This window comes from Thermococcus sp. CX2 (assembly GCF_012027555.1).
GTDB lineage: Archaea > Methanobacteriota_B > Thermococci > Thermococcales > Thermococcaceae > Thermococcus.
Map to the genome: position 1 here is coordinate 1 of NZ_SNUQ01000016.1, position 325 is coordinate 325.

The 325-nt window shown below is 59.7% G+C and carries 1 protein-coding gene; it reads left to right on the forward strand.

The window, feature by feature from the left end; translation table 11 throughout:
• On the forward strand, positions 1-325 hold a 325-nt coding region (locus E3E23_RS09930; protein ID WP_305849841.1), incomplete at both ends, for a TCP-1/cpn60 chaperonin family protein.

Sequence of the window (325 nt, forward strand, 5' to 3'; positions counted from 1 at the left end):
CGGTTGTTATTCTGCCCGAGGGAACCCAGAGGTACGTTGGAAGGGACGCCCAGAGGCTCAACATTCTGGCCGCTAGGATAGTCGCCGAGACCATCAGGACCACCCTCGGTCCGAAGGGTATGGACAAGATGCTCGTCGACAGCCTCGGCGACATCGTCATCACCAACGACGGTGCCACCATCCTCGACGAGATGGACATCCAGCACCCTGCTGCTAAGATGATGGTTGAGGTCGCCAAGACCCAGGACAAGGAGGCTGGCGATGGAACCACCACTGCCGTTGTCATCGCTGGTGAGCTCCTCAGGAAGGCCGAGGAGCTCATCGA